This window comes from Litchfieldella anticariensis FP35 = DSM 16096 (assembly GCF_000409775.1).
Taxonomy (GTDB): Bacteria; Pseudomonadota; Gammaproteobacteria; order Pseudomonadales; family Halomonadaceae; genus Litchfieldella; species Litchfieldella anticariensis.
Window position 1 is genome coordinate 506,400 of the sequence record NZ_KE332377.1, and the last position, 23,361, is coordinate 529,760.

At 46.5% G+C, this 23,361-nt stretch carries 20 protein-coding genes and 1 pseudogene; 20 read left to right on the plus strand and 1 reads right to left on the minus strand.

Annotated elements, in window-relative coordinates:
* The first annotated feature begins 20 nt into the window (after positions 1-20).
* The 9 genes from L861_RS02360 (at position 21) to L861_RS23970 (ending at position 10,177) form a co-directional block, all read left to right on the plus strand.
* Positions 21-626 carry a sugar transferase gene (locus L861_RS02360; RefSeq protein WP_016414940.1) on the plus strand — a complete coding sequence of 202 codons (606 nt, stop codon included), beginning with the start codon at positions 21-23 and terminating at the stop codon, positions 624-626.
* 190 nt (positions 627-816) lie between these two features.
* Positions 817-2,031, plus strand: a complete 1,215-nt coding sequence (locus L861_RS02365) for a DegT/DnrJ/EryC1/StrS family aminotransferase (RefSeq protein WP_016414941.1) — start codon at positions 817-819, stop codon at positions 2,029-2,031.
* Positions 2,032-2,563: 532 nt separating this feature from the next.
* Positions 2,564-3,694: a polysaccharide export protein gene (locus L861_RS02370; RefSeq protein WP_016414942.1), complete on the plus strand. Its 1,131-nt coding sequence runs from the start codon at positions 2,564-2,566 to the stop codon at positions 3,692-3,694.
* 6 nt (positions 3,695-3,700) lie between these two features.
* Positions 3,701-4,150 (plus strand): low molecular weight protein-tyrosine-phosphatase, encoded by a 450-nt coding sequence (locus tag L861_RS23960; protein ID WP_081645751.1) that lies wholly within the window; start codon positions 3,701-3,703, stop codon positions 4,148-4,150.
* 8 nt (positions 4,151-4,158) lie between these two features.
* A complete protein-coding gene (locus L861_RS02380; protein ID WP_016414944.1) occupies positions 4,159-6,357 on the plus strand; it encodes a polysaccharide biosynthesis tyrosine autokinase in 2,199 nt (732 codons plus the stop codon).
* Between the two features lie 54 nt (positions 6,358-6,411).
* Positions 6,412-7,512: a dTDP-glucose 4,6-dehydratase gene (rfbB, locus tag L861_RS02385; protein WP_016414945.1), complete on the plus strand. Its 1,101-nt coding sequence runs from the start codon at positions 6,412-6,414 to the stop codon at positions 7,510-7,512.
* A 267-nt stretch (positions 7,513-7,779) separates the two neighbouring features.
* Positions 7,780-8,418, plus strand: coding sequence for a hypothetical protein (locus L861_RS02390; protein ID WP_144062941.1), 639 nt, complete (start codon positions 7,780-7,782; stop codon positions 8,416-8,418).
* Between the two features lie 100 nt (positions 8,419-8,518).
* Positions 8,519-9,358 (plus strand): sulfotransferase family protein, encoded by an 840-nt coding sequence (locus L861_RS23965; RefSeq protein WP_161629070.1) that lies wholly within the window; start codon positions 8,519-8,521, stop codon positions 9,356-9,358.
* 3 nt (positions 9,359-9,361) lie between these two features.
* Complete coding sequence (locus tag L861_RS23970) at positions 9,362-10,177, plus strand: glycosyltransferase (RefSeq protein WP_081645753.1); 816 nt, start codon at positions 9,362-9,364, stop codon at positions 10,175-10,177.
* Between the two features lie 130 nt (positions 10,178-10,307).
* Here L861_RS23970 and L861_RS02395 read toward each other — a convergent pair.
* Positions 10,308-11,303, minus strand: a pseudogene (locus L861_RS02395) (DDE-type integrase/transposase/recombinase).
* 123 nt (positions 11,304-11,426) lie between these two features.
* Here L861_RS02395 and L861_RS02400 point away from each other — a divergent pair.
* The 11 genes from L861_RS02400 (at position 11,427) to L861_RS24425 (ending at position 23,332) form a co-directional block, all read left to right on the plus strand.
* A complete protein-coding gene (locus L861_RS02400; protein ID WP_016414951.1) occupies positions 11,427-12,869 on the plus strand; it encodes a lipopolysaccharide biosynthesis protein in 1,443 nt (480 codons plus the stop codon).
* Between the two features lie 220 nt (positions 12,870-13,089).
* Entirely contained in the window at positions 13,090-14,037 is a 948-nt protein-coding gene (locus L861_RS23975; protein WP_081645754.1) for a glycosyltransferase family 2 protein, read from the plus strand.
* Entirely contained in the window at positions 14,034-15,170 is a 1,137-nt protein-coding gene (locus L861_RS23980; RefSeq protein ID WP_081645755.1) for a glycosyltransferase, read from the plus strand. Before L861_RS23975 ends, L861_RS23980 begins: the two co-directional genes overlap by 4 nt.
* A 1-nt stretch (position 15,171) precedes the next feature.
* Positions 15,172-15,801 (plus strand): sulfotransferase family 2 domain-containing protein, encoded by a 630-nt coding sequence (locus tag L861_RS23985; protein WP_081645756.1) that lies wholly within the window; start codon positions 15,172-15,174, stop codon positions 15,799-15,801.
* Positions 15,802-15,813: 12 nt separating this feature from the next.
* Positions 15,814-16,899, plus strand: a complete 1,086-nt coding sequence (locus L861_RS02415) for a glycosyltransferase (RefSeq protein ID WP_016414954.1) — start codon at positions 15,814-15,816, stop codon at positions 16,897-16,899.
* 119 nt (positions 16,900-17,018) lie between these two features.
* A complete protein-coding gene (locus L861_RS02420; protein WP_144062942.1) occupies positions 17,019-18,176 on the plus strand; it encodes a glycosyltransferase family protein in 1,158 nt (385 codons plus the stop codon).
* Positions 18,173-19,291, plus strand: coding sequence for a glycosyltransferase family 4 protein (locus L861_RS02425; protein WP_016414956.1), 1,119 nt, complete (start codon positions 18,173-18,175; stop codon positions 19,289-19,291). The genes L861_RS02420 and L861_RS02425 overlap by 4 nt, the downstream gene beginning before the upstream one ends.
* Positions 19,288-19,956 carry a sugar transferase gene (locus L861_RS02430; protein WP_016414957.1) on the plus strand — a complete coding sequence of 223 codons (669 nt, stop codon included), beginning with the start codon at positions 19,288-19,290 and terminating at the stop codon, positions 19,954-19,956. The genes L861_RS02425 and L861_RS02430 overlap by 4 nt, the downstream gene beginning before the upstream one ends.
* Positions 19,953-20,789, plus strand: coding sequence for an acyl-CoA synthetase family protein (locus L861_RS02435; protein ID WP_016414958.1), 837 nt, complete (start codon positions 19,953-19,955; stop codon positions 20,787-20,789). The genes L861_RS02430 and L861_RS02435 overlap by 4 nt, the downstream gene beginning before the upstream one ends.
* Complete coding sequence (locus tag L861_RS02440; RefSeq protein WP_016414959.1) at positions 20,786-21,793, plus strand: D-2-hydroxyacid dehydrogenase; 1,008 nt, start codon at positions 20,786-20,788, stop codon at positions 21,791-21,793. The genes L861_RS02435 and L861_RS02440 overlap by 4 nt, the downstream gene beginning before the upstream one ends.
* A 9-nt stretch (positions 21,794-21,802) precedes the next feature.
* A complete protein-coding gene (locus L861_RS24425) occupies positions 21,803-23,332 on the plus strand; it encodes an asparagine synthase (glutamine-hydrolyzing) (RefSeq protein ID WP_144062943.1) in 1,530 nt (509 codons plus the stop codon).
* Positions 23,333-23,361 lie beyond the last annotated feature (29 nt).

The window sequence follows — 23,361 nt, forward strand, 5'->3', positions numbered from 1 at the left end:
CGTTCTTACAAGGGGACGTTATGAAAACACTGAACCGAGTTCAGGGAATTCAAAAGCGGGGACTCGATATCTCACTAGCGCTTCTGGGGCTTATCCTTACTGGATGGCTAATCGCGCTAGCCTATCTTATTTCTAGCTTTGATACACGGAGCCATGGTCTTTTCACTCAACAGCGGGTCGGAATGGGGGGACGCATTTTCACCCTTTATAAAATCAAGACCATGCGCCCCAGTCAACATATCCAGACCACGGTGACGACAGCAAACGATCCCCGTATTACTTGTATCGGCCACTTTCTTCGCAAGAGTAAGATCGACGAGCTTCCCCAGCTATGGAATGTGCTTATTGGTGACATGAGTTTCGTTGGCCCCCGGCCCGATGTTCCTGGTTTTGCCGATAGACTGAATGGCGAGGCCTTGGTAATCCTCAGCGTACGTCCCGGTATTACCGGACCGGCAACATTGCATTTTCGCTACGAAGAAGATCTTCTTGCCACACAATCGGATCCGGATACCTACAATCGCTTTGTGCTTTATCCTGAGAAAGTCCGCCTGAATATTGAATATCTCCGGGATTGGTGCCTCAAAAAAGACATACAGCTGATCTGGAAAACCCTGGTGGGCTAGATTGGTTCTATTCAAACTTAAAATAATATACAGTTTAAGTACTAGTTAATCGCTAGATCCCCCGACGCTTGAAAATCAAAAGCCGGTAGAAATCGGCTGCAATCTTACTCCATTGCGATGGAGTTGATTGCTTCTTGGCGGGCTACTTCCCGCTACATGTTTTCTTTCCAACCAGAGCAGGGTGACTGTCATGATTAATGGTCCATTTTCCCCTTGGCCGTCCTACAGCAAAGCCGAGGCCGAGGCCGTCTCTCAGGTTCTATTATCCAACCGGGTCAATTATTGGACGGGAGATGAAGTACAACAATTCGAACGCGAATTTGCCCGATTCGCCGACTCCGAATATGCCATCGCGGTCAGCAATGGCACTACCGCTCTTGAACTGGCACTCAAAGGGCTAGGGATTGGTCATGGTGATGAGGTCATCGTCACATCTCGCACCTTCCTGGCATCGGTATCCTCGATCGTGACAGCAGGGGCGGTACCTGTCTTTGCCGATGTGGATCGCGATTCGCAGAATATCACGGTCGACTCGGTATGCCGGGTGATGTCGTCGCGCACTAAGGCGATCATCGCTGTGCATCTGGCTGGTTGGCCTTGTGAAATGGAGGGGCTCATGGCGCTGGCCGAGGAACATGGCCTGTATGTCATCGAGGATTGTGCTCAGGCCCATGGTGCTATCTACAAAGGGTGTTCGGTGGGGTCGATCGGCCATGTCGGTGCTTGGTCGTTCTGTCAGGACAAGATCATCACCACCGGTGGGGAAGGGGGCATGGTCACCACCAATGACTTTGATCTGTGGGAGCGCATGTGGGCTTATAAGGATCATGGCAAGAGCTGGAATGCCTTTTACAAACGTGAGCACCCGCCGGGATTTCGTTGGTTGCACGAGAGCTTCGGCACCAACTGGCGTCTTACCGCGATGCAAGCGGCTATCGGGCGTATTCAGCTTGCGCGGATGCCCGAGTGGAAGTCCATTCGCCGGGCCAATGCCGAACGTATCTGGGAGACGGCCCGCGAGTGCCCGGGGATTCGTGTGCCGACGCTTCCGAAGTATATCGAACACGCTGCCTACAAGTGCTATGTGTTTGTCGAACCCGAATATCTGGCTGCTGGCTGGCATCGCGACCGCATACTGAGTGAAATCATTGCCCGTGGTGTGCCGTGCTTCGCTGGTTCCTGCTCTGAAGTCTATCTCGAGAGGGCTTTCGATGGCACCGGATGGCGTCCCAAGCAACCCTTGCCGGTGGCCAAGGAGCTAGGCGAGACCAGCCTGATGTTTCTCTGCCACCCCACCCTTACCGAGGTTGAAATCGATAAGACTTGCCAAGTGCTGAGGGAGGTAACGTCGGAGGCATTCGCTTGGCACCAATCAATGTCGTATTCGGCCAGTGTCAGGTGCTAAACGGAGACGACTAAAAACGAAATGCGATGGTAAACGTGCGGTCTGCAATGCTTCCCTGCCGCCATTGAGCAGGGTTTGCTTCGGCAATGTGGTCGCGCTTGTCGTCTTTTTGTCCGGCATTCGGCTTGGATAAGAGAGGGCTGCTTCAACATCACCGTGCATAGGATCGTAGTAAACCCTGAGTTTTATCCCGCGGGGAGGCATGCACCAGCCAAATCGCGGGATTTTTCGTTTATGTAGCCTAGAAATCATAAAAGTCAAGATGACTTTCACAATACTAATTGCGGGTCACTCTCTCAGTATCGCCAAGCTTTGGTTAGTGGCATTCCTAATATAGGAAGAAATAAAAAAATCAGCATGTGAAAAACTGAATGATATGTAAGCTTGTGTAATGGGGGAGGTGTCTATCAATTCAAACCTCTTGGTTACTACATACGATGTAAGTGCGAACACTTTGTAACAGTCAGTTAATTTCGACAGCTTCAGGGATGATCGCAACAGCAACCCTGGGGCGGTAGCGTGGGGAACAAAAATGGATACTACCGGAACCAGACGCTCTGTGGTGACATGGCTGTTCATCGTGTTGTTGGCCGGTGCTCTGTCCGGATGCGCCTGGGCCCCCGGTGGGCATATGGACTATGACACCGAGGGGCCAGATATCAGCCACTTGGTGGATATCGAGCCAATTACCCCAGAGCTAGTAGCAACTTACCGTCGTAAGTTAAACGGTGATACCGCAAGCTTGATGCCGCCACAACTGCAAGAAGAAATTGATAACTATCTGTATCTGATTGAACCTGGCGATATCCTCAGTATTATCGTCTATGACCATCCCGAACTGACGATTCCCGCTGGCGCCGAGCGCAGTGCGGCGGAAAGCGGTAATACCGTGCATCCTGATGGCACCATCTTTTATCCCTATATCGGCCGAGTGCAGGTCGCTGGCAGAACCGTTGACGAAATCCGCGTCATACTGACGCGGCGCCTGGCCACCTATATTACCGACCCTCAGATTGAGGTAAGCGTCGCTGCCTATCGCTCCAAGAAAGTCTATGTCAGTGGTGCCGTTAATACGCCTGGCACCCTGCCGATCACCAACGAACCGCTGACCGTACTCGATGCTATCAGCGAGGTTGGTGGTCCCTCGGGCGAGGCGAATTGGCACAATGTGATTCTAAATCGTGATGGTCGGAAAGAAGAGTTATCTCTTTATGCACTACTGAGGCAAGGGGATCAGACCCAGAATCGTCTATTGCGTGATGGTGATGCCTTGCATGTAACGACCCTGGAGAACCAGAACGTGGCGGTCCTCGGAGAGGTGCGTAGCCCTGGTAACCTGACCTTGGGTAATGAGCGCATCACACTGACCGATGCTCTAGCTAGAGCTGGTGGAGTGGTGCAGACACGGGCAGAACCTTCGGGCATCTTCGTGATTCGCGTCCAGCCGGAAGAGAGTGACAAGCTAGCTACCGTTTATCAACTCGATATCAGCGATGCCACTGCATTGACCATGGGGACTCACTTCCCCCTGGAACCGCAGGATGTGGTCTATGTGACCACTGCGCCGCTGGCTCGCTGGAACACTGTGATCAGCTTGCTGCTTCCGTCGGTGGTACTACCGGGCACATTCGCCGAAACCTCGGCTGATCTCAACGACTTGTAAGTTTCAATGTTCGATTCACTCCTGGTCGTCTGTCGAGCCAATATCTGCCGTAGCCCAGTGGCGGCAGCCATGCTTCGGCAGCGACTCCCGGACCACCGGATACAATCTGCAGGGGTGGCAGCACTTGTTGGCCATGGTGTCGAGCCCACCGCCCGCCAGCTCGGCGAAGCCGATGGGCTTGATCTCAGCCTGCATCACGCGCGCCAGCTCGACGCTACCCTGCTCGGGGAAGCAGACCTGGTGCTGGTCATGAGCGAAAGCCAACGAGGTGAGATAGGCAGCCGTTGGCCAGCCGCTCTTGGAAAGACCATGCGCCTGGGGCATTGGTTGGAAGACGGCCGCGGCCAGGACATTCCCGATCCTTATCGCAAGAGCCGAGAGGCCTATGTCCACGTCCACCGCCTGTTGGCAACAGCCGTTGACGAATGGCAGCGCAGGCTAGCTCAAGTTCATTAGGATACCCAATGACGCAAATGCCCTCGATCCCAAGCGCTTCCAAGGAGAGTGATGAAATTGAGCTTGGGCGCATTTTCGGCGTGCTGCTCGATCATAAGTGGTGGATCATTTTCATCACGATTTTTTCCGCGTTGCTTGGCATCGTCTATTCCACACTGTCGACTCCCATCTACCAAGGTGATGCCTTGGTGCAGATCGAACGTCGCTCCACTCTCAGCCCACTGGGAGACCTGAGCAATGTGCTGGGTGTCGAGGATTTCAACACGTCGGCTGAGATTCAGATCCTGCAGTCGAGAATGGTGCTGGGCCAAGCTGTTGATAGACTGGGCCAGGATACGTTAATCATGCCTGTATCCCTTCCCTACATCGGTGACTACATCATGCGTCGTGGTATTCCACGACCAAGTTTCATGGAAGGACAGCCGCATATCTGGGGAGGGGAGAGCATCGAGGTGGCACGCTTCCAACTGGCGGCGGGGCGACGTGGGCAAGTCATCGTCGTGGAACGCGCCAACAACGAGAGCTATCGTGTTCTGATCAACGACCAGCCTGTAGGAATCGGTGATATTGGCCGAGTGGTCGTCTTCCTCGATGGTGAGCTCGAGTTACGCATCGACGAGTTCAATGCCCCACCGGGTGCGCAATTCCGCCTGTTCAAAATGCCTCGCAGTTCGGCGATCAGTTCGTTAGGCAGTAGGTTGCTAATATTGGAAGCTGGTGGGCGTGGAACATCGACCGGTGTGTTGCGGCTCTCTATGACAGGCACCGACAGGCAAGAGATCGAGAACTCATTGAATGCCGTTGTCGAAACCTTCCTGACTCAGAACATCGAAAGGCAGTCGGCGCAAGCCGAACAGAGTCTGGCCTTTCTGGAAGAGCAGGCGCCGGAGCTGCGCAGCCAGCTCAAACTGGCGGAAGAGCGACTCAATGAATACCGAGTCAAGTTGGATAGCATCGATGTCTCCAGTGAGGCACAGACCGCCATACAGCGATACATCGCGATCGAAGGGCGGCTAAACGAGCTGGAATTCGAAGAAGCCGAATTGGCTCAGCTCTTCCAGCCCAGCCACCCTAGCTATCAGGCCTTGATGCGCCAGAAACAGCATCTGGCGGATGAAAAAGCCGAGCTCAATGCACGGGTGAACGAACTACCGGCTGCCCAGCAGGAAGTGTTGCGGCTGACGCGCGATGTAGAGGTCACCCAGGCAATTTACGTCAACGTGCTGAATAAAATCCAGGAACTGCAGGTAGCCAAGGCAGGTTCTATCGGTAACGTGCGTATCATCGACCGAGCACAAGTTGGATACTGGCCCATCGCTCCCAACAAGACACGGATCGTGATCCTGGCAACCTTGATCGGTTGCATGTTGGCGGTAGGTGGTGTGCTGCTGCGTGCTTTATTGCGCCGCGGGGTGGAAACACCTGAACAAATCGAGGCAACGGGGGTGCCGGTTTATGCCACGATTCCCTTGTCCGATGGCCAATCGAAGCTGGTAACGCGAGTCAAGCATCGCCGGGATCGTACTGGGAAACAGGTGATCAGCGGTATCTTGGCGAGCCTCAATCCTACTGACCCGGCTGTCGAGGCCTTACGTAGCCTTCGTACCAGCTTGCATTTTGTCATGTTGGAAGCCAAGAACAACCTTATCATGGTCACCGGCTCAAGTCCTGGGGCTGGAAAAAGCTTTGTGACGATCAACTTGGGGGTGACTTGCGCCCAAGCAGGCCAAAAAGTACTGATTATCGATGCTGACATGCGCAAGGGCCAAGTGCATAACGCCTTCGCTGAAACTTCAAAAGGTGGACTTTCTGAACTGTTAGCTGGAAAGGTGGAATGGCAAGAGGTCATTCGCCCTACTAGAGTGCCTGGCTTGTTTTATATATCGCGCGGAGAAGCGCCTCCTAATCCATCCGAGCTGTTGGTGCATGAGAATTTTAACTGGTTTCTGGATGGATTTAGTCCTGAATATGATTTGGTCATTATCGATACTCCCCCGGCCTTGGCGGTGACCGATGCTGCAATCGTTGGCAAACGGGTAGGTACTACGCTGCTGGTTGCACGCTTTCGGATGAATACACCACGCGAAATCAGTGCTGCTCTTCGTCGTCTGGAAACGGCGGGTGTCACGGTCAAGGGCTGTATTCTCAATGCCATGGAGAATAAAGCGGCTGTCGGATATGGCTACCATCACTATGTATACAAGTAATATTGGCTGAATGTGTTTCCCTTAATCTATTTTAATCACATTGTAGTTTAAATTATGAAACTACTTATTACCGGTGGGGCAGGTTTTATCGGGTCAGCCGTTATTCGATACATCATCGGCAATACCATTGACGAGGTCGTCAATGTCGATAAGCTCACCTACGCTGGTAACCTTGAATCGCTTGACGGAGTGGCCAACAGTCGCCGCTATGCTTTCGAGCTAGTGGACATCTGTGATCGTGCCGCGTTGGAACGCGTCTTCGAAAAACATCAGCCGGATGCCGTAATGCACCTGGCGGCGGAAAGTCATGTCGACCGTTCGATCGATGGCCCTTCCACCTTCATTGAGACCAATATCGTCGGCACTTATACGATGCTGGAAGTGGCGCGAAGCTACTGGCAAAGATTGGGCGGAATGCGCAGGGCTGCATTTCGCTTCCATCATATATCTACCGACGAGGTCTATGGCGATCTGGGAAGGTCTGACGGGCTTTTCACTGAGCAAACACATTATGCCCCCAGCTCACCCTATTCGGCCAGCAAAGCTAGCTCGGATCATCTGGTGCGGGCTTGGCAGCGGACCTACGGCATGCCGACGCTTATTACCAACTGTTCCAACAACTACGGTCCCTATCATTTCCCCGAAAAGCTGATACCTCTGGTGATTCTCAATGCATTGGAGGGCAAGCCTCTGCCAGTTTACGGCAAGGGTGAGCAGATTCGAGACTGGCTCTACGTGGAAGATCATGCTCGCGCACTGTATAGGGTGGTGACCAAAGGAGTGGTCGGTGAGACGTACAACATCGGTGGCCATAGCGAAAAAAACAATATCGAAGTCGTCAATACGCTTTGTGCACTGCTCGACGAACTTGCCCCGGTATCCAAGAACGCCAACTTGCGACCTGCCCGATCCTCCTTACGACTCTACCGCGAACTGATCACCTTCGTGGAGGACCGACCAGGGCATGACAGGCGCTATGCCATCGATGCTGGCAAGATCGAGCGTGAACTGGGTTGGACACCTAAAGAGACTTTCGAAAGTGGCATCCGCAAGACGGTGCAGTGGTATCTCGATAATCAGACATGGTGCCGGCGTGTACAGGATGGAAGTTATCAGCGTGAGAGATTGGGTGTGATACGTAGGGAGGCAGTATGAAAGATGTCATTCCTGCTGATGGCGAAGATGGTAACAATGTTTGGCTATCTAAATGACAAACCCAGCGCTTGATAAAGTTGATAGGGAATAGTTATGAAGGGAGTCGGTTTATTTAAATATGCCGAGACGCTACACAGGGATGGAAATCTAATATTAAACACATACTCATTGCAACGATCGGGGCAACATTTGATATTAGATTGGATTTGTCGTGGCCTAGGCGGAAACTCTGCGCATTTCAATCACTGTCGATTCCACAGAAATGGAATGAATTTTTCTTTGATGCCTGTTGCTGGAAGAGTTATTATTTACAATAGCGGAGAGAGAAAAGTAGATTCGGGAAAGCAGGGAAAAGAAAATGTCTTTGATTTTGTCAAAAAATTCATTTTTTGCAAGGAAGTATATTCGATGGAGGATGTTGACTTCAAGAAGTTGTCATACAGGCTTTTAAACGGTATTGCTGATAAAAATTTAATTATTTTAAGAGATCCATGCAATTGGCTGGCAAGTAGCATGAAACATGGGAAGTCAACTCCGGAAAAGCTAGTAAAGAAAAAGGAAATTTTAAAAAAATATTTGCGTGAGTTTTATTATCACGGAGAAAATGGGAAGCTTATCTTCATTGATTACAATAAATTTGTTTTGAGCTGTGAATATCGGAAAGAGTTATTTGTAAAGCTGTCATTGGACAATTTCATTGAAGCAGAACAGGCGATGTATAGCATTCCTGAGTTTGGGGGAGGGAGTAGTTTTTCAGGAATCAATAGTACCATATCACAAGAAGATGTTTTTGAAAGATGGATGGTATATAGAAATGATAAGATCTTTTCAGACATATTGAGAGACGATGAATTGATATTTTTGGCAAACGAGTTTTTCGTAGAAAACTATTTTGACAGAATTTAATTCTGACTGAGAACTGTATTCTTCAATCTTGGGTTGATACGATAATAAAAGCAAGCTCTAGTTTTGTGGTGGGCGCATGAAGAGGAAAAGATTATCCCTAATGAAACGTCGCATCAAGAGCGAGATGATAAAATTTAACCATAGGCGAGATCTAAAGAGTCTTGAGGAGATCACAAGTTTCCAAACTGTGTTTATATTGGGCACTCAGAAATCAGGAACGACCGCAATAGCAGCATTATTATCGAAAGCAACAAAAATGCCAGCGACTTTAGATTTATTAGACTCTGTGGAAGATAGTAGTTGGCCTTTAAGAATTTCTTACGGATGTCAAAGCTTTTCATCTTTTGCAGTAAAGCATAAAAATGACTTTTCCCGTCCAATCGTTAAGGAACCGTGGCTGACTTACTTTTATGATGACTTGGTAAAACTGTTTCCTGATTCAAAATATATAATGGTGATGCGACATCCTCTTGATACCATAAGAAGTGTTTTGAGCAGATTGAGAATTCCAGGAAATCTTGAGTCCATAAATTATGATGATTACAGGGTACTTAACGACAGAAAAATATGGAGGTTGGCTTTAAATAGTAGTTGGAATGGAAGGTTAAGTAGAAACTACATTGAGGCTTTAGCACACAGATGGGATGTATCGGCGAAACTCTATTTGAATAACAAGGAATGCTTTCGTCTCGTGCGATACGAAGATTTTTTGCTCGACAAAAAACATGTAATTGATATCTTGGCTCAAGATATGGGTCTATCTGTGAAATATGATATAAGTGGAGATGTGGATATTCAATATCAGAGAAAAGGAAATAATGAGATATCGTTCATTGATTTTTTTGGTGAAAAAAATTATGAAGCAATAAAAAATATATGCGAGGATAGCGCAGTAAAATTTGACTATGATTTTCAACTCAATCCTCATTGTTTGAAATAATTTATGGTTATTATTTCATTGACAACCACATATTCTAGATCTGAAATGTGCTTGTATAGCGTTTTATCCCTTTGTAGGCAAAGCATTGCACCAGATAAGATTATATTATCGATTTCAAAAGAAAAATACTTGGAAGATGACGGGTTTAGCCAGTTTCCTTCGTGGGTTGAATCATTTCCTGAACTATGTAATATACTAGATATTCGCTGGGTTGAAAACACTGGATCATACAGAAAGTTATTGCCAATCATATTTGAAGTAGATGAGAATGATCTGGTAATCACTGTTGATGATGATGTTATTTATCACAAGGAGTGGTTGAAAACTATTGTTGAAGTAAGTAAGGAGTATCCTAATCATGCCATATCGTCTAGAGTAAGGAGGAAAAGGCGAAATTTTTTTGGAAAGCATACATCATATATATTATGGCCAGTAGTAAGAGAAAAGATGGAGTTTCATGATGACTTTGTTGTTATAGGTTGTGGAGGGGTTGCTTATAGGCGGAGTTTTTTTAATACGGAACTTTTACAGATGGAGGATTTTCTTAACTGTGCACCAACATCAGACGACCTTTGGTTTAGCAAGTTGCTAGAAGTGTCAAGGACGCCGGTCCTTTCACTCCCTAGTGCGATTTCCCTAACCTCTGACATTACTCATAAATACAATCTTTCAGCCATTAATGCTTTACAAGGTGGTAGTTTTTATAGAAAAGTTTTTGTGAGACTGAAAGCGATGACCCTAGGCTGGCTAGGTTTTTTAATTTGTGCAAATGATCTGTCGCATAAAGATATTGAAAATAAATTCAAATTAATGAAATAAAATTACAAGCTATTTTTCAGCTACGAAAACTAAGCTGGTTTGACACGTGGAAACAGACAGATGGCTTGCAAGAACGTCGTTATCAATAGGGTGCTATAGCGTGGGAACTTGGCTAGCGGGTAATGAAAAATTAATCATATATGTCGGGTCCCGGGTGATTGATTACCCGTTTGTGAAATAACTCTGGCCGCTTGGTTTGCCAGTCTTTCATCGCGGCGATAGGCGGCTGGTGATGCAGTGCCTTCTGCGGGATGTGGTGATTGTACAGCCAACAGTAGCGCTTCAGGGTCTGCTCCAAGTCTTCTCCTGACGCATACCGCCGTGTCGTCAGGACATTGCTGATACGACCATTGAAGCGCTCGACCATGCCGTTGGTCTGTGGCCGTCCCGGTTTGATCAGACGATGCTGGATGCCGTGCTGCTGGCACTCCTGATCGAAGGGATGGTGGCCACTGGGCGTCCGCTCCCCCGCCCGAGTGAAGCGGTCGGTGAAGGACTTGCCGTTGTCGGTCAGCACCTTCTGGACCTTGAACGGCGCCTTCTCGACTACATGCTTCATGAACGATCGGGCGTCCTGAGCCGACTGACTGCTCCGCACCTCGAGATAAACCCAGCGTGTCGCCCGGTCGATGGCCACGTACAGATAGCGTTTCTGCCGCTCATCGGGCATCTGCGGCAGGTACTTGATATCGATGATAAGATCTTTTCAGACATAGTCTCGAAACGGCTTGTGCTTGGGCGCCTCGCCGTCCTCAGTATCTCGTCTGGCCAATTCGGCCAGCGTCGGCACCTCGCGTCGCTTGAGCATCCGATGCAAGGCGGAACGCGACAGTTGGGGGGCGAGGAACTCACGGGCCACCACCAACAGATCATCCAGGCCCAGACGCAGGAACTCCCGCGCTGCGATCAGCACGGCTTCCTGCTCAGTGGTCAGCGTCGCCAGTAACTTGTGTCGCGTGTGAGAACGGTCGTGAACATCGTCTCGGTACCGCCAGCGGCGAATGGTCGAGTCGGAGACGCCGTACTGGCGAGCCAGCTCACTATCGCTGATACTGGCAGGCGCCGCCTGGATTTCGGCGCGGATCTTGGGGGTGGTCGTCGCCTGCTTATGCAATTTGATGTCCATATCCGTGCTCCCGAATGACCTGATGAAGAAGCTCCTTGGCTGCCAGCAAAGGATAGCTTCTATAGTTCAGTCGATCATCCGGAACCCCACACATATATTTTAATAGAATTAAAGGTAGATCGTTTGTCTCTCGTTAACAAGACAGTAATCGGTATTGTTTGGAGCTTTATTGAACAGCTTGCACAGCGTGGTGTCAGTATTTTTGTCACCCTGCTGCTTGCAAGTTTCCTTGTGCCTGAAGACTTTGGCCTGGTGGCGATGATGGCGGTCTTTTTGGCTCTCGGAAAATCATTGATGGATTCCGGTTTTCGACAGGCCTTAATTCGTTTAAAGGATATCACTCAGACAGACTTCAATACGGCGTTTTATGCCAATTTGGTGTTGGGAATTATATCCTATGGGGTTTTATATCTATCTGCACCTCATATTGCAGGGTTCTATGAAGAGCCTAGGTTGATAAGTTTGATTCGTATTGCATCTATTGGAATAATTATTAACTCTTTTCAAGTAGTCCAACTTGCTAGCCTGAGTCGTGATCTTAATTTCAAAGCCCAACTTAAAGCCAGTCTTCCCTCTAGCATAGTATCGGGGGGTATTGCAGTTTTTATGGCATATTTGGGTATGGGTGTATGGGCGTTAGTAGTGCAGATGATACTTTCGTCCTTTTTTCATACAGTACTGTTATGGTATGTCCAAGGATGGAAGCCAACGCTCACATTGAGCCGAAAATCTTTAGCTGCAATGTATAAATTCAGTTATAAAATTTTTCTTTCCGGGATATTGGAAATAATTTTTAAAAACATGTATGTAATTGTTATCGCAAAAATATTCTCGGCAAATACCGCAGGTCTTTATTTCTTTGCAGATAGAATACGAGAGTTGATAATCAACCAGCTTCTCTATTCAGTCCAAAAAGTTACTTACCCGGCACTATCAAAGAAGCAGAATGATATATGTAGTTTGAAAAATGGCTATCGAAGGACCATACAGGTCACATCATTCTTTTACTTTCCAGTAGTTATAATGCTTGCAGCGCTAGCAGAACCAATATTCATGATTTTTCTTCCTGAAAAATGGTATGACGCACATTTTTATTTTCAACTTCTGTGTCTTGCTTCTGTGCTTACTCCTCTAAATTCTATTAATCTGAATATTTTACGAGTTTTGGGAAGGTCAGACATTCTGTTGGGCTTGCAGATTTTCAAGAAAATATTATTGGTGATTTTTCTTTGGATTGGACTTCAGTACGGGATAGTAGGGATTTTAGTAGCACAGATAGTTCAATCTATAGTTTCTTATTACCCGAACAAATACTATTCAGAAAAACTTATTGGCTATTCATTGAGAGAGCAATGGGGAGATATTAAACTTCAACTGTTGATCTCACTTGTTCTCGGTTGGGCAGTGTTGTTCTCACATGCTTTACTGGAAATCCCGCCTTTGTTATTCATTCTTGTTTTTGGGATCATATTCTGTTTAGGATATTTGTTGATTTCATACCTTTTCAGGTCCAATGTGATTGATTATTTTCACGAAATCCATAGAAGGCGTAAAATTTTAAAATAATATAACTTTTAGTTATTTCCTTCCGTGTTGCAAGTGGGCGAATGTTGTCATTAGAAGACTGGCATGAGAGAAGAAATTCCTGGTCACTGATTCCTCAGCGTGATGGCGTCATGATATAGCAATTTTCGAAGGAAAAATCGCTACCTAGGCAGCAGTGCATCCTCAATGCCAGATTGGAATTTTATGCCCAGTAGTCGGTACCACGCTTCGGAATTAATATATGAATAGTCATGATGATATAATGTTTTCTGTGATAATGCCCGTTTTTAATAAAGGGGAACATGTAAGATTAGCCATTGATTCAATTTTGAATCAAAAAAATGATAATTATGAAATAATTTTGATTGATGACTGTTCTAAAGATGGAAGTGCAGAAATTATTGACTCATATAAAGACAAGAAAGTAAGAGTTCTAAAGAGACATGAACCTGGACCTGGAGGTTATGCTGCGCGGAATCTAGGGGCTTTCAAGGCTCGTTATCCGTGGCTGGCATTCTTGGATGCCGATGATTTTTGGTATGATCATCATTTGCAGCAAGCTGCAAGACTTATAAAAGAGTATCCGCATATTGAGTCTTTTAACTTTTCAAGAGAAAAAATTGAAAAGGGTAAAAAACAAATTTTTATTCATGAAAGTGAAGGTGAAGTAACCAGTAAAGAGGCTATTTCAAAGTATTCAAGAAAGGACATTTTTCATACCAATTCCATTATTATAAGTAAAAGACTTTTTAACATGGCTGGAGGTTTTCCAGCAGGAAAGTGTAAGCGGGGTGGTGATAGTGATTTATGGCTCAGAATGCTATTGCATTGCGATAGTATCGTCATTTCTAAAGAGATAACCTCTTGCTACATTATAGACAATAGTGGCGTCATATATGGGGGCAATAATAGTAAAGTCGATAAAGTGCATCCAGTCTATAATACCGTATCCAGTTATTTAAAAGAAAACCCTTCTAGTGATATGGCTGCCGATCTGAGGCATTTGGCTAATCGTAAAAACATCTCTTTGGCTTTGGCTAGAAAGAGAAGTTGTCTTTTTTCTCTAACACAGTTAAATGTTATTTTCATAAGCTGTCTAGAAACTGCTGACTGGCTAAGAATTATACAGTTAATTTCTCCATTATCAATTGTCAGGTTGATTTCTTCTGTTAGGAAAAGAGCTTTATGAAAGTCCTTTTTGTGTGCTCTTCTTGTGGAGGTGGAGGAGCGGAAAAGGTGGCTGTTAGACTTTCAAATGCATTATGTCAATTCGGACACAATGTTGTTTATGCATATTGGAAAACAAAAAAAAACTTAGAATATGATATTCGCTCTGATGTTAAAATAGAAAAAGTCCATGACTCAAACATCCTATCAAGGATTTTAAATATAAAAAGAGTGATTGAGAAAACAAAACCTGATGTGATTTTCTCATTCGCGGACATTCCCAATATAATCACATATTATGCGCATGTCTTATCTAAGCACAAATGCAAAATAGTTCCAAATGTAAGAACCAATGTTGCTGAAAGATATCGTTATTCTAAAAAGGGGTTATATAATTTAGTTCAATCAAGGCTTCATGAGAAGGTTTGTCGTCGTTCAGATTTGACTATTGTCAACTCTATAGAGTCAGGTAAGGCTTTGTCAGATTGTTATAAAGTAAGTCCTGACAGGATTTTCTGTATTTATAATCCAGTGTTTCTTAATCTAGATTTGCCTTGCTTTCATCAAAGGTTGCAGAAAAGTGGTTGTCAGGAAACATTAACTGCCATTACCGTTGGTAGATTGAGTAAAGCGAAAAACCACCACATGCTTTTGAAGGCCGTGCATTACGCAATAAAAGAATTTAATGTGAGTATATCCCTTGATATTTATGGAGAGGGAGAGTTGCGTGATGAGATATTATCAGAAATCTCTCAACTGGATATGGAAGGCCATATTTTTCTGAGGGGGTTCGATAAAGAAATTGAAAAAAAAATACATCAATATGATATTTTCCTGTTTACTTCTCGCTGGGAAGGCTTACCCAATGCATTGATTGAAGCCTTGGGCAGTGGTGTTAGCATTGTGGCAACTGATTGTCCAAGTGGACCTAAGGAAATACTTAAAGATGGACGGTTTGGTAAGCTTGTGGGAGTAGATGATTTTAAAGCTATGGCAGAAAATATTTCAGAAATTTATTACCATCATGATATTTCAATCCGAACAAGAGATATGGAACCTCAATCGAGCATTGAATTGAGGGAACATCTTAAACAATTTACAATCCCCTGCGTGGCGAATCGATATATTGAGGTAGCGTTGAGATTAATTGGTTAACATGAGAATTCTTAAGCATAAGATTAATTTATATCGGCGCTATATGTACTGGTATAGAGAGTCTTGTATTTATATTCATATACCCAAAGCTGCAGGAACTAGTCTTAATAAGTCTATTTACGGACGCACACTTGGCCATTATTCTGCACGTGAAATTAAATCGAAGTTTCCTGCTCTTTTCGAAGAGGCTTTCGTATTTTCCTTTGTTCGAAACCCTTGGGATAGAGTCCTGTCAGCTTATCGCTTTGCGAGAGTAGGAAAGACGATGTCGATGGGTGTTCACAGGCCAGAGCAGTATCAAATATCGGAATTTGACACTTTTGAAAAATTTTTGTTCGAGTGGCTCATCAACCAGGACGTAAGTAAAATCGACTATATTTTTCGACCGCAATATACTTATGTATGCGATGCAAATAACTGCTTGATGGTGGATTATTTAGGGAAAGTCGAATCTTTGGATAATAACATAAAAGAAGTGGAAAGAAAAATTGGAAGAAAAATTTTGATTGGCCATGAAAATAGTACCTCTGACAATTCTGACTATCACGACTCATATTCTAATAAAGACATGATTGAAATTGTAAAATCAGTATATAAAAAAGATATTGAATTGTTTGGGTATCATTTCTGAGAAGAGTCGGTTATGAGAATCTTGCATGTGATTTCTTCTGCAGCAGCGGGGGGGGCTGAAATATATGTCAGAGATCTCTCAATTGAAATGACGAATACGGGGCATGAAGTATTCATTCTCTTTCTGGACCGCGCGGAAGAAATGGGCAGAGATAGAGATTTTGAGCGATCGTTTCTTGAGTTGCTAGAAAAAAATGGTATTCACTATTCTTTTATTGGATCCGCAGCAAGGAAAAGGCCGTGGAAAGGTATCATGAGTTTAAGGACGATAGTGAGAATATTCGATCCGGATATTGTTCACTGCCACTTGTATTATGCGGTACTATTTTCTTTCTTTTTAAGAAAATCAAAAGTGGTTTACACTCACCATAATATAAACATTGGTGTAAATAAGTTTATTTACAAGCTTATTGACTTTCGAGTTTCTAGATATGTGGGAATATGTTTGGCGTGCAAAAATCTTCTTGAAAGTTTAACTAGACGGCCTGTGATAAGGATTGATAATGGAGTGTCAATTCAACGGATACGAAGGAAAAATGAACAAGAAATAAACTGTAAGTTCAATGAAAAAGTAAACATTATCAGTGTCGGAAATTTATATAAACAAAAAAATCTAATCCTGTTGATAACTTCATTGGCAAAGTTGGCTGATCGCAATTTTTTACTTAAAGTGGCTGGAGAAGGTTATGAAAGAGAGAAGCTTGAGTGCTTGGTAAGAGAATTGGCTCTTGAAGATAATGTGAAGTTTCTTGGAAATATAAATAATGTACATGATCTCTTGCATGATTCTGATGTCTTTGTGATGTCTTCTTTATGGGAAGGGCTGCCAATTGCGCAAATTGAAGCTACTCTGACCGGGCTGCCTGTTATTGTTACTAATGTGGGTGGTTGCTCTGAAATCGTGCATAAGGTTTGTAATGGTATAGTGGTTGATGAGTTTGACTCTGAAAATTACTGTGCAGCGCTTCATAAAATAATTAACGATGTAAATATGAGAAACACGTTTTCATGCAATGCTCTGCGTTATTCCGGTGATTACTTGATTGAGATATCGGCAAAAAAGCATATTGATCTTTATGATGATATTATGAAAACTTAGGGCCGCTTCAACTATCTATCTTTTTTGGTGCCACATTAATGACATTTCTTTTCTTGAGCCTTGTGCTTCTTACTTCCTTCGTGTTCTGTTTATTCGTGACGGTGAGATATCGTTGGCTAATGATGCCAATGATGGTGGGTTTTTTGTTCCGGGTTGCTCTTATCGTTTTGGATCATAATGATATATTTAATCCGCCCGGTGGAAATGCTGATGCATTGGTGTTCACGAGGCGGGCTTTCGAGTGGTCACTACTGGACTGGCCGAATCTCCTTGCCACTTTCAATTATAAGGCGTCCTATGTCTACAGTACAATAGGCGCTATTTTCTTTAAAGCTTTTGGCGCTCATAATTTGGTTCTACCTAGCTTGAATTTTCTTGCAGGTATGATAGTGATTTTCCTTGCTGCTAGCATGACGTATGATTTGTGGGGGCGTAAGCCAGCGATTATTAGTGCTTATATCATGGCTTTATTCCCATTCGCTGCTTTTAACTCTGTTATTGCTTTGAGAGAAGAGTTTTCTATATTGGTTTTCTTGATAGGGTTGTTTTTCTTTTTGAAATGGGTCTCTGGTAAAGGGTTTGGCTGGATTTGTATAGCTTTTCTGTTTTTTCCAATGGCTGTGATGATCCATCCGGGATGGATTGGTGCTATAGTTGGAGTGGCGTTATATTTGACTTACTTTTCTATAAAGTTAATACTTTCTAGCGTTAAGGGAGCTGTGGCGAATCGTCGTAATATTAGCAAACTTTTCTCCTCTATCGCGGTACTTGTCATTTCTTTGACCTTCATTGCTGGTAGCGGTGGAATAAGCTTGGCTAAAGGGATCACAATAGGTGGGGAAAATGAAGAAGAGAATGTTGCGGGGTTAATTGAATCGCGGTTTGAACAAGATCCTCTCGGTGGGTCGGCATATCCTGGCTTTGTTGCTACGGGAAATCCCTATACCCAACCTTGGCTTATTCCCATGAGAGTAATCTATTTCATGTTTTCTCCTTTTCCTTGGGATATTCGAAGTCCACGCCAAGCGCTCGGTATGGCAGCAATGCTGATGTATTCTTTCCTTGCCTGGCGCCTTTATAAAGGATGGCCATTAGTCAAGAAGAAAGATGAGTGTATTGCGCTTCTGCTTATATTTGGTGCGCTTGTTTTTATTTTTTCTATTGGTGTTACTAATATAGGTACAGCTATCCGCCATAGGACCAAGTTTCTAGGGCTGTTTGTTATCCTCGCAGCCTCGTCATTCAGTACTTTGAAGATACGTTTTCGAAGACTATGAGTATCGATGTTTTGATTATTGCCGGAAATGCTCGTTCACTGGTTGCCAATCGTGGCGATCTGATACGCGATATGCTGTCCGTCGGTTTGTTGGTTGCTGCTGCCGTGCCGATAGCAGACTATCTGACAGAGGTGGAAGAACTTGGTATACAGATTCACCCCATCAACATGGGACGCACCGGCGTCAACCCGTTGCAGGATCTACTAACCTTGCTCAGCCTTCGCAAGCTGATCATGCAGGTCAAGCCTAAGGTCGTGTTTGGCTATACCGTCAAGGCAGTAGTGTATGGCAGCCTGGCGGCGAAATCTGCGGGTGTCCCGCGGATCTATTCCATGATTACAGGACTGGGCCATGTATTCACAACGGACAGCGCCAAGACACGCCGGCTACGGCGGATCATCTCGGTGCTGTACCTAGCCGGCTTGGCCTGCAATCACAAGGTGTTTTTCCAGAACCCGGATGATCGCCAGGAATTCATCGACCGCGGTATTTTGCGCTACCCGGAGAAATCTGTTCGCATTTATGGCTCCGGCGTTGATATGCAACACTTTGCCCGCAAGCCACTACCAGAAGGACCGATGGTCTTTCTGTTCATCGGGCGGCTGCTCATAGAGAAAGGCATTGCCGAATTTTGTGAGGCGGCGCGTGTCGTGTCTGCCGATTTCCCCCAAGCGCGCTTTATTGCCGTTGGGCCGCTTGATCCTAAATTGCCCCATGCCTGTACGCAAGAAGACCTGGAGTGCTGGAAGGCGCAAGGGGTAGTGGAGTTCGTTGGCGGAGTAAAGGATGTGCGGCCCTGGATCGAACGATGCTCGGTGTTCGTGCTGCCTTCCTATCGCGAAGGCACGCCACGCTCAGTGTTGGAAGCCATGAGTATGGGGCGGGCCATCATCACCAGCGATGCGCCAGGGTGTCGTGAAACCGTCGTGGAAGGCGAGAACGGCTTTCTCGTGGAGCCGCGTCAGAGCGTACCTTTGGCAGATGCCATGCGGATCTTCCTGGAACAGCCTGCACTGGTTTTGCGGATGTCCGAGGCATCCAGGCAACTGGTAGAGCGTTACTACGATGTGCACAAGGTCAACAAGGGGATCCTTGAGGTCATGGAGTTGGCATGAATGATGCTGTGAAGCGGCTCTTCGATATGCTTTCCAGCGCAGCGACGCTGATTCTGTTATTCCCGCTGATGCTGGCGGTGGCGTTGTGGATCAAGCTGGACAGCAAGGGGCCAGTGTTTTTTTGCCAGCAACGCGCAGGTCTTTATGGCCAGCCATTCCTGATCTTCAAGTTTCGCACCATGGTTCACCGTGCTTCTGAAGCAATCGATCAACATAAAGAGCCGGTGGTTAGCTGTGGTCGGGACCTGCGCATCACCTCTGCCGGGAGATTCCTTCGTGCCACAAGTCTCGATGAGTTGCCTCAGCTCATCAATATCCTCAAAGGCGAAATGAGTGTGGTGGGACCGCGTCCGGTACTGATGGAGCAAAAGGAGGTAGTGCCACTTGGTTATATGAAACGCTTCTGGGTACGCCCGGGAGTTACCGGGCTCGCACAGGTGCGTGGTCGACGTAGCCTGGATTGGTTGCAGCAGTTGGCCTTCGATGCTGAGTACGTTGAGAAGCGTAGCTTCCTCTACGACATCGGTATCATCCTGCAGACCATTCGGGTCGTGTTTCTGGGCAGAGGTATCTATGGTGGGGAAGGGCTCAACTGGCGCGCTTACCGCAATCGTGCCAATGGCCGCCCAACTGACGATAAAGACGTCGAGGAGACGCTGAAATGAGTCAGTTCAAGTACATGATGATTACCGGTAGTCCTGAAATAGCGGCCTTTATCGAGCAGCATGGTGTGGCACGCATCTTCATGGATCAGGAGGAGAGGGGCAAGGCGGAGCGTCAGGGCCACCTGCATACTCATATGGTCGTTCACAGCCTGGAAGAGGTCGCTGCTGTGGCCGGCGTGCTGAGAAAGGCCGAACTGATGGTACGCCTCAACCCGCTGTACGCTGGCACTCGGTGGGAGATCGATTCTGTTCTGGATCACGGAGCCCAGCGCTTGATGTTGCCGATGTTTACCAAACGTGACGAGGTGGCGGCTTTTCTTGACCTGGTCGGCAGCCGAGCGCCGGTGACCTTCCTGGCGGAAACCCCACAGGCGCTAGTGCGCTTAGCTGACTGGCTCCCGCTGCTCACACCGGGCCATGATGAAGTGCATATCGGCTTGAATGATCTTTCCCTGGGTATGGGACTGAGTTTTCTGTTCGAACCCATGGCGGCGCGGCTCTTGGATCCCAGTGCCGAATTGCTCAACCAGCATGGGGTGACTTGGGGGGTAGGTGGCATCGCCTGTATTGGCCATGGTGAGCTGGCGGCGGAAACTGTGCTAGGTGAATATGTGCGCCTGAAATCGCAGTGGGTGATTCTTTCTCGTACCTTCCATGGCGGCGCAACCTCCTCCTTGGAACTGATGGAGCATCTCGACTTTCCGGAAGAGATCGCCAAGTTGCGCAATGCCGAAGCTCAGTGGCACTACGTTGATAGCACCACATTGCAAGCTAACCAGAGTGAGCTGGCTACTTGTGCCTTTCGTCTGGGCAGGGAAGGGGGGCTGGCATGAGCCAGCATTGCGCTCCAATAACCATCGGCACTCCATTCCTGGTCAGGCATATTCTCTACTTGCAGAAGGCCCACGTGCTTGAACGGCAGCGCGAGCAGGTGTTCCGCCTATTGAATGACGAGTTGCCGGAGGCAGAGATCGTCTTCGCCAGCGATGTGGAAAGCGTACCTCAAGGTGCTGTGTTCGATGTGGTGATCGCCCCTACACTGCCTTGGCTGCCGGACGCGCTTCATCGGCTCGGTGGCTACCGGTGGATCCACTTCCTCTCTGCCGGGGTGGAAAAGATCTGGCAGATGGATTTCGACAAGACGCATATCTTGATGACCAAGAGTAGCGGCGTACACGGCGCGCCAATAAGCGAGTACGTCATCGGTGCCATTTTATACTTCACCAAGCAGTTCGGCCGCTTCCATGACCAGGCCCGGCGTGGTGAATGGCAGCGTACCTGGCTTGGCGAACTAACCGGCTGTCAGCTCACCGTGTTAGGGCTTGGTCATATTGGCCAGAGCCTGGCGCGTCGTGCCAAAGCCTTCGATATGCTGGTCGTTGGCACGCTGCGTCACTTGCGCCCGGTGGAGTATGTCGATCGAGTGGTGCCTTGGTCGCTTATTGGTAAGGAGCTTGCTCATACCGATTTTCTGGTGGTGTGTTTGCCGCTTACTGATGATACTCAAGGGCTAGTCAACGATGAATTACTCTCCAAGCTGAAACCTCAGGCGCTGCTGATCGATATTTCTCGCGGTGGTGTGGTGAATGGCGACGCCGTGTTGCGTGCACTGGATAACGGCATTCTCCAAGGTGCTGTCCTGGATGTGTTCGAAGAGCAGCCGCTGCCAAAAGAATCTTCTTTGTGGAAGCGTGACGACGTCTTGATCACTCCACATGTTTCCGGTACCACGCCATTTTATCTGGAGAGAGCGATTGGAGTCTTTGTCGAAAACTTGCGAGCGCAACAGCAAGGCTTGCCGTTTACGACACCCATAAGTACTGAGATGGGCTACTAAAAAGATTTTATGACTGCTGAGAGAATACCTTTTAATAGTTACCTTGCATTGCCTGAGGGTAAAGAATTTTCTGTGAAGTTTAAAGAAAGATTCCCGTTTTCTGTAAATGCTTTCGGTTTGAATATTCAACATAATTTTTCTGACAAATATTATATGGCACCTGACAAGGCAGGTGTTGAAATCCTTGTTCTTGGGCATATTTATGATCCTTTTTCAGGGAGGTCAGGGGAGGACGCTGTTTTAGAGATTGTTGAAATGTATTCTGAGTCCAAGGAAAGGTTTTACGATATATTGGCGAAATGCAGTGGAAGGTTCGTTGTTTTTGTTGGTGGAAAAAAGATGCTGGAAATACTACCTGATGCCTGTGCATCTTTGCCTGTTAATTATTTTTCCCCGGCAGTGGTTAATGATTCAAATGAATTCGCTGTAAGTTCTCATGCATATTTTATAAGAGAAGCTTTCTCCTTGCCGTTATGTTCTAATGTCAGGAGTCTCTCCAGTACCAGATTTTATCACCTTGGTATTAGACACTGCCCTGCCGACATGACTGAGGTGGAAGGTGTTAAGGTGCTAACTCCGAACCTTTCACTAACTTATAGAGCTGGTGAGCTAAGGGCTCAGCGTATATTTCCTCGCTCAAATAGATTGGAACGTGACGTTAATGAAGTGATCAACGAGGTGTCTCGAGTTCTGTTAAGCTCGGTTGATTGCTTGGCTTGGTTCAGGAAGCCAATTTTCTGTGCCTTGAGTGGTGGCGTTGATAGTCGTATGACACTTGCTGCGACAGTAGGTCAACGCGATAACTTTCAGTTTTTCACCTTCGCAGGCGAGGGAAATGCACGCCGGGATTTGCTTTGTACCAAGAAATTATCTCAACTCTTGTCTTTGAGATTTGAAGAGATTCAGCTGAGTAACGTGCATCCATCTGAAGAGTTTAGTGTTTTGTATCACGGTTTGCAGGGTGAAACCCGTGCTCCCAACGTGAAAGATACCTTTGCCAGACAGCAATATTTTGGTGTTAATGACAATTTCGAAGTGCGTTCAAGTATTTCAGAAGTATCCAGAAGTTTCGTGAGGCGAAAGTTTCATACTGCTGAGATGGCACTAACCGCTGATGCCATGGTGCCGATCTATAAACGAGTCCCATTCAGCAGAAAATGGCATGAGTTGATCCGTCAGGAATTTGCAACCTGGATGGAGCGCTCGAGCTTCAGGGATGTCGAAAAATATGGTTATGACTGGCTGGATTTCTATTATTGGGAGATCCGGGTTGGTACTTGGCAGGCACTTGTATTGCAGGATGCCGATTACTATACCAACCCAACTGTACTTTTCAACAACAGGAAGCTAATTGAACTTATGCTTTCGGCTCCGGAGAAGTACCGCAAAGATGACACACTTCAAGTGATGATCATGTCCACACTGGATGGTGATGTGCTAAAGACACCGATCGTAAAAAATTTTGGCAAAAAGGCCTGGTTTCGCGAGATCCTTGAATCGAGCTACTTAAAAGCTTACCAAGCCTTGATTGCAAGGTGATATTTTCTTGAACTCGTTCATACAAAATC

Excerpts from the sequence above, each read along its gene's own strand:
- L861_RS23975 (WP_081645754.1), top strand. The coding sequence starts at position 13,090 with ATGAATAGTCATGATGATATAATGTTTTCTGTGATAATGCCCGTTTTT.
- L861_RS24425 (WP_144062943.1), top strand. The coding sequence starts at position 21,803 with ATGACTGCTGAGAGAATACCTTTTAATAGTTACCTTGCATTGCCTGAG.
- L861_RS02390 (WP_144062941.1), top strand. The coding sequence starts at position 7,780 with ATGAATTTTTCTTTGATGCCTGTTGCTGGAAGAGTTATTATTTACAAT.
- L861_RS02415 (WP_016414954.1), top strand. The coding sequence starts at position 15,814 with ATGAGAATCTTGCATGTGATTTCTTCTGCAGCAGCGGGGGGGGCTGAA.
- L861_RS02420 (WP_144062942.1), top strand. The coding sequence starts at position 17,019 with ATGATGCCAATGATGGTGGGTTTTTTGTTCCGGGTTGCTCTTATCGTT.
- L861_RS02435 (WP_016414958.1), top strand. The coding sequence starts at position 19,953 with ATGAGTCAGTTCAAGTACATGATGATTACCGGTAGTCCTGAAATAGCG.
- L861_RS02380 (WP_016414944.1), top strand. The coding sequence starts at position 4,159 with ATGACGCAAATGCCCTCGATCCCAAGCGCTTCCAAGGAGAGTGATGAA.
- L861_RS02430 (WP_016414957.1), top strand. The coding sequence starts at position 19,288 with ATGAATGATGCTGTGAAGCGGCTCTTCGATATGCTTTCCAGCGCAGCG.
- L861_RS23985 (WP_081645756.1), top strand. The coding sequence starts at position 15,172 with ATGAGAATTCTTAAGCATAAGATTAATTTATATCGGCGCTATATGTAC.
- L861_RS23980 (WP_081645755.1), top strand. The coding sequence starts at position 14,034 with ATGAAAGTCCTTTTTGTGTGCTCTTCTTGTGGAGGTGGAGGAGCGGAA.
- rfbB (WP_016414945.1), top strand. The coding sequence starts at position 6,412 with ATGAAACTACTTATTACCGGTGGGGCAGGTTTTATCGGGTCAGCCGTT.
- L861_RS02440 (WP_016414959.1), top strand. The coding sequence starts at position 20,786 with ATGAGCCAGCATTGCGCTCCAATAACCATCGGCACTCCATTCCTGGTC.
- L861_RS02360 (WP_016414940.1), top strand. The coding sequence starts at position 21 with ATGAAAACACTGAACCGAGTTCAGGGAATTCAAAAGCGGGGACTCGAT.
- L861_RS02370 (WP_016414942.1), top strand. The coding sequence starts at position 2,564 with ATGGATACTACCGGAACCAGACGCTCTGTGGTGACATGGCTGTTCATC.
- L861_RS23970 (WP_081645753.1), top strand. The coding sequence starts at position 9,362 with ATGGTTATTATTTCATTGACAACCACATATTCTAGATCTGAAATGTGC.
- L861_RS02425 (WP_016414956.1), top strand. The coding sequence starts at position 18,173 with ATGAGTATCGATGTTTTGATTATTGCCGGAAATGCTCGTTCACTGGTT.
- L861_RS23965 (WP_161629070.1), top strand. The coding sequence starts at position 8,519 with ATGAAACGTCGCATCAAGAGCGAGATGATAAAATTTAACCATAGGCGA.
- L861_RS23960 (WP_081645751.1), top strand. The coding sequence starts at position 3,701 with ATGTTCGATTCACTCCTGGTCGTCTGTCGAGCCAATATCTGCCGTAGC.
- L861_RS02365 (WP_016414941.1), top strand. The coding sequence starts at position 817 with ATGATTAATGGTCCATTTTCCCCTTGGCCGTCCTACAGCAAAGCCGAG.